3 protein-coding genes are annotated in these 4,713 nt (G+C 46.7%); all 3 read left to right on the forward strand.

What is annotated here, in order from left to right:
* Nucleotides 1–190: 190 nt before the first annotated feature.
* The 3 genes from OKC40_RS21780 to OKC40_RS21790 all read left to right on the forward strand — a co-directional run bounded on the left by OKC40_RS21780 (nt 191) and on the right by OKC40_RS21790 (nt 4,655).
* The gene (locus tag OKC40_RS21780) at nt 191–2,053 is read left to right on the forward strand and encodes a DEAD/DEAH box helicase family protein (RefSeq protein ID WP_270796969.1); all 1,863 of its coding nucleotides are present in this window, start codon (nt 191–193) and stop codon (nt 2,051–2,053) included.
* Nucleotides 2,054–2,061: 8 nt separating this feature from the next.
* Nucleotides 2,062–3,546 carry a DEAD/DEAH box helicase family protein gene (locus OKC40_RS21785; RefSeq protein ID WP_270796970.1) on the forward strand — a complete coding sequence of 495 codons (1,485 nt, stop codon included), beginning with the start codon at nt 2,062–2,064 and terminating at the stop codon, nt 3,544–3,546.
* A gap of 66 nt (nt 3,547–3,612) precedes the next feature.
* A protein-coding gene (locus OKC40_RS21790; RefSeq protein ID WP_270796971.1) for an IS3-like element ISAs22 family transposase occupies nt 3,613–4,655 on the forward strand; the annotation gives its coding sequence in 2 pieces (ribosomal slippage) (nt 3,613–3,865 and nt 3,865–4,655; 1,044 coding nt in all).
* The last annotated feature ends 58 nt before the right edge of the window (nt 4,656–4,713 follow it).

Genomic DNA, 4,713 nt, shown 5'->3' on the forward strand with positions numbered 1-4,713 from the left:
TGGGGCATGCAGTCGTGGCAAGCCCTCCGATGCCATATCGGCTCTTGAAGCTGGCTGAGGGTCATGGGTAATCAGGAAAGTTAATGCCATCCTCACAGGAAAAAAATTACACGATCATCAACGTATCGCAGCACAAAAAACATTCGATGCACTGAGTGGTAATGTCCGAGCGGTTATCACTGCTGCAGAGATGCAAGCTGGTAAGTCTGGTGTGGCACTCGCTCTTTGTTGTTTGCAGCGTCTCTCACTGACTGACGAAGAGATCTGCGACCGAACTAAGCTCAAAGACACTCTATATTTGGTAACCATGCCTGACGTTGCCTTGTTAGAGCAGGCAGAAAAAGATCTGACAGATGCCAAAAACGTTGTTGTGAGTAACTTTATTCGATTCGACCAAGATTTAGAGCGAAGTTTTAAAGGCAATCCGCCCAAACTGATCCTGATTGACGAGTGTCACTATGGCTCAAATGCAGCAGCTATTCGGTACTGCAAGGTTTTTGATTACCTCGAAAAAGAGAATAAAGATTGCAAAGTAGTGTTTATCTCTGCGACGCCATTTGGGGCTCTCTATGCGGCAGAGACTGAATATGATGTTGCCAAGCACGAAGAAGAAATAGCAAAACATAATCACAGAGATAAAGAGGCTATCGAAGCTGCAGAAGCGGCCGAAGAGGCAGCTCGCAACTCAATTTTACGGCGTGATTTTAATACCAAATTGGTATTCCATCGCACCAGTAACGAGTACTACGGTGTTCGGGAAATGCTGCGTTGCAATAAAGTCACAGGATTGGATTCTGACTCGAGGAATATTCTTGATGACTCGCCGGCTAAAGAAAAACTATTGAGCTTACTTGAACAACATGAAGGTGCTGGATGGGTATTGGTCAGGGTGCCACCAGGTGCCGCTATGGAGGCAAAAAATGGTTTTATTCAAGCTGGATTTGCAGATCAGAATGTTCATATTCTTGGCAAAGATCTCAGTGGTGTCCCAGAAGACCAATTAACTACCATTGAGCGATTTAAAAAAGAGTTCGATGAGTGCATCGACTTTGACGAAAAGCTCATTGCTATTACTGTAGCAGGCTGTCGCGCAGGGATTAATTTTGGTCAAGATATGAAACAGCGGCTAATTGCCACCTGGGACAGTACACTAACCAGTGTCGCAGCAGTGGTACAAGCTAACATTGGCAGAGCCTGTGGGTACCATGACAATCGAGAAGCACATCACTTCACAAGTCTTAATGCGGCACAAGCCTATGGGGCAATCCTGGATTACCTTGATAAAAATACCAGTGAACACGCCGCCTCTGATTTTGATGGTCTCAAAGAATTTTTTGAAGATGTATGCCAAGAGTTTAATGTCAATGGTTTGGATGTCGGATTAACCGTCAAAAACAAGCGGCGTCGACCCATAGGTGATGTTGAAACATACATGACCGATAGCTACGTTGCCGTGCCAGCCAAGCTGCTTGATCCTGATTACGATTTCACACAGCATACCGAGGATAAATTAATCCTGCAGGCCATAGCATTGCTACGTGAAGAGCTACTCAGAGATTCTGGTCCTTCGGTAAAGTCTTCTCGTGCCATGCGTGGTGCCAAGAAAAATTGGGTAAAAGCTCATTGGGTCAATGGCGACTCCTATGATAACAAGGAAAAAGCACGTAAAGAGGGTACGATGAAAGAACGGACCCTAAATTTTACGCAAAAAGTTGCTCAGCAAGAGCCTATAGAATTCAATACTATTGTCATGCCTGGCTCTGGTGAATACACAGAGCAAAAGCTCGTCACAGCAACCATTTTCAGTATTTATAACATGTCCCGACGTAATAATGTCAGCAAATGGGTCATGACTGAAGATGATGTTCACGAAATGTGTGATCATTTTGGTATAGAACACGATGACACAATGTTCGTACTCTATAAGCGTGGGGAATATAATGCCGAGGCAAGCCGTATGAAAGCTGCTGCCAATGAACTGCCAGAAAATGAAACAATCATCCATGATGAATCGCAATTTTCTGAGCAACAGCGCAACGTTTCAGTGAGTTAAAAAATCACATGAACAATCAGGTAACACGGCATAGAGAAAAAGTTGAATCAGTACTATCTGGTAATACCTTCTCACATCAGATAAATGCGGCGCAGCGTGCTTTTCGTCATTTCGATAATGGATCAAGAGCTGTCGTTATCGCGGCAGAGATGCAATCAGGAAAGTCTGGTATTGCCTTAGCACTTAGTTGTCTGCAGCGGAATTCATTATCTGACAGTGATTTATGTGATCGTCGCAAGTTAAAAGATACCTTGTACTTGGTCACGATGGCTGACCTTGCGCTGTTAGAGCAGGCCAAATCTGACTTCGCTGCATGCCCCAACATGGTCGTGAGTAATTTCACGAATTTCCGGTTTACTCTGGCATCCGAGTTTAAGCATCAACAGCCACGATTGATCATCATTGATGAGTGCCATTACGGCACTCATCAAGATGGCGTTCGCTACAGCGATGTATTCAATTACCTTGATAGTGAAAATAGTGCTTGTAAGATTGCATTTATCTCTGCAACTCCTTTTAGCGCTCTCTATGCCGCTGGCGCTGACTCAATTCTAAAACATCAGTACCACACTCAACTGGTATTTCACAAAACAAGCTCCGACTACCACGGTATTCGGAGCATGCACAAGCATCATCAGATCGTGAAGCTCGATCCGACACAGCGAGATTTTTGCCAAGACTCGCTATTGCGAAGACGATTCATCAGACAATTTCTTGAACATCAAGGCCCAGGTTGGAGCCTCGTTAGGGTACAAAGTGGCGCAGCAGCTTCAGTAAAGGCCATACTGCTTGAGCAAGGCATTGCAGAAGACCAAATTTTTATTATTGGCCAAAAACTAGCTGGCGTCGAAGAACATGAAATTAGCTCGATTCATGACTTCAAATACGCTTATGAAGCAGCCAGCCTCTTTGATGATAAACTCATTGCTATTACCGTTGCCGGCTTTCGAGCAGGCATAAACTTCGGCTCAAAAATGAAAGAGGAGCTAATTAACAGCTGGGATAGCACCATCTCAAATATAGCTGCAATCGTCCAAGCAAATATTGGTCGAGCATGTGGCTACCATAATAACATCAAGGCAATCCATTATACTAACCTTGATGCAATCGGTGCATATGGTGAATTACTTGATCATCTTGAGTCTCAATCCGAGCACTGTGACTTTTCAGCCTTACACGCTCAGTTTGAACATATCTGCCAACGCTATGATGTCGCAGGTTTTGACCGTGGTCTCACCATTAGCTGTAGTGTCGAGAATTCTGTAAACACCAGTATCCAGTCAGACCAGTTTATCTATTTAACTGAGCGTTATCGCATAGTCCCAGCAAAATTGCATGAAATTGAGCCAAACTTTAGCGACTACAAACTTGATAACGATGAATTAGAAGCTATCAGACTTATTCGAGATGAGTATCTTAAAGACGGCGGACCGTTTATAAAAAGCGGCCGGGCTTTGCGAGGGGAACATCAAAACTGGATCAAGGCACGGTAATCCCCCCGAAAAACTGAGGTGCTCATAAGTAGAATTTTCTCGTATCTTGAACGCAGGAGGTTCTACATGAAAACATCACGCTTTAGCGATGCACAGATCATCGCCATCCTCAAGCAGGCCGAGTCTGGTTCACCCGTCCCTGAGCTCTGCCGTGAGCATGGCATCAGCTCCGCCACCTTCTACAAGTGGCGCTCCAAATTCGGTGGCATGGATGCCTCTCTCATGGCGCGCCTCAAAGAGCTGGAAGAGGAAAATCGTCGCCTTAAGAAGATGTATGCCGAGGAGCGCCTAAAGGCTGAGATCATCTCCGAGGCGATGGCAAAAAAGTGGTGACGCCATCTGCCCGCAGGGAGATGGCGACCAAGGCTGTGGCTCATTACGCCATTTCTATCCGTCTGGCTTGCCAGGTGTTCAAGGTGAGCGAGGGTTGCTACCGTTATCAGCCCGTGCTGGCTGATGAAAACCAGGAGATTGCCGACTGGCTACTGCGCCTCACCGCCAACCAGCGCAACTGGGGTTTCGGACTGTGCTTCCTGTACCTGCGTAACGTCAAAGGCTTTGGCTGGAACCACAAGCGGGTCTACCGGATCTATCGGGCGCTAGAGCTCAATCTGCGGATAAAACCCAAGAAGCGGCTAGTACGCGCCAAGCCGGAGCCGTTGGCAGTCCCTGACCAACCGAATCACTGTTGGTCGATGGACTTTATGCATGACCAGCTCAGCGATGGTCGTTCGGTGCGGTTGTTTAATGTGATCGATGACTTCAATCGCGAAGCACTGTGCATCGAGGTGGATTTTTCCTTGCCTGCCTCGCGAGTCAAACGGGTGCTGGAGCAGGTCATCGAGTGGCGGGGCAAACCAGCCGCAATCCGCTGTGATAATGGTCCGGAATACATCAGCGAAGAGCTCAAGCAATGGGCGCAGCAGAAGAGGATTGCGCTGAGGTATATCCAGCCAGGCAACCCGCAGCAGAATGCCTACATAGAGCGATTTAACCGCACTGTGCGTTACGACTGGTTGGGCCATTACCTGTTTGAGTCACTGAATGAGTTACAGGAATTTGCCACGAACTGGCTGTGGGTTTATAACCATCGGCGTTTTTCAAGATAGTTGTCGCGCAAAGCTGTTTTAAGCAGCCTCTTTCTGCTCCGGCTCGGGTTTCTCGGGC

This window comes from Aeromonas sp. QDB11, from assembly GCF_027705265.1.
Lineage (GTDB): Bacteria > Pseudomonadota > Gammaproteobacteria > Enterobacterales > Aeromonadaceae > Aeromonas > Aeromonas allosaccharophila.

What these genes read in the sequence shown, in the direction of transcription:
- OKC40_RS21780 (WP_270796969.1), top strand. Translation starts at nt 191, where the DNA reads ATGCAAGCTGGTAAGTCTGGTGTGGCACTCGCTCTTTGTTGTTTGCAG.
- OKC40_RS21785 (WP_270796970.1), top strand. Translation starts at nt 2,062, where the DNA reads ATGAACAATCAGGTAACACGGCATAGAGAAAAAGTTGAATCAGTACTA.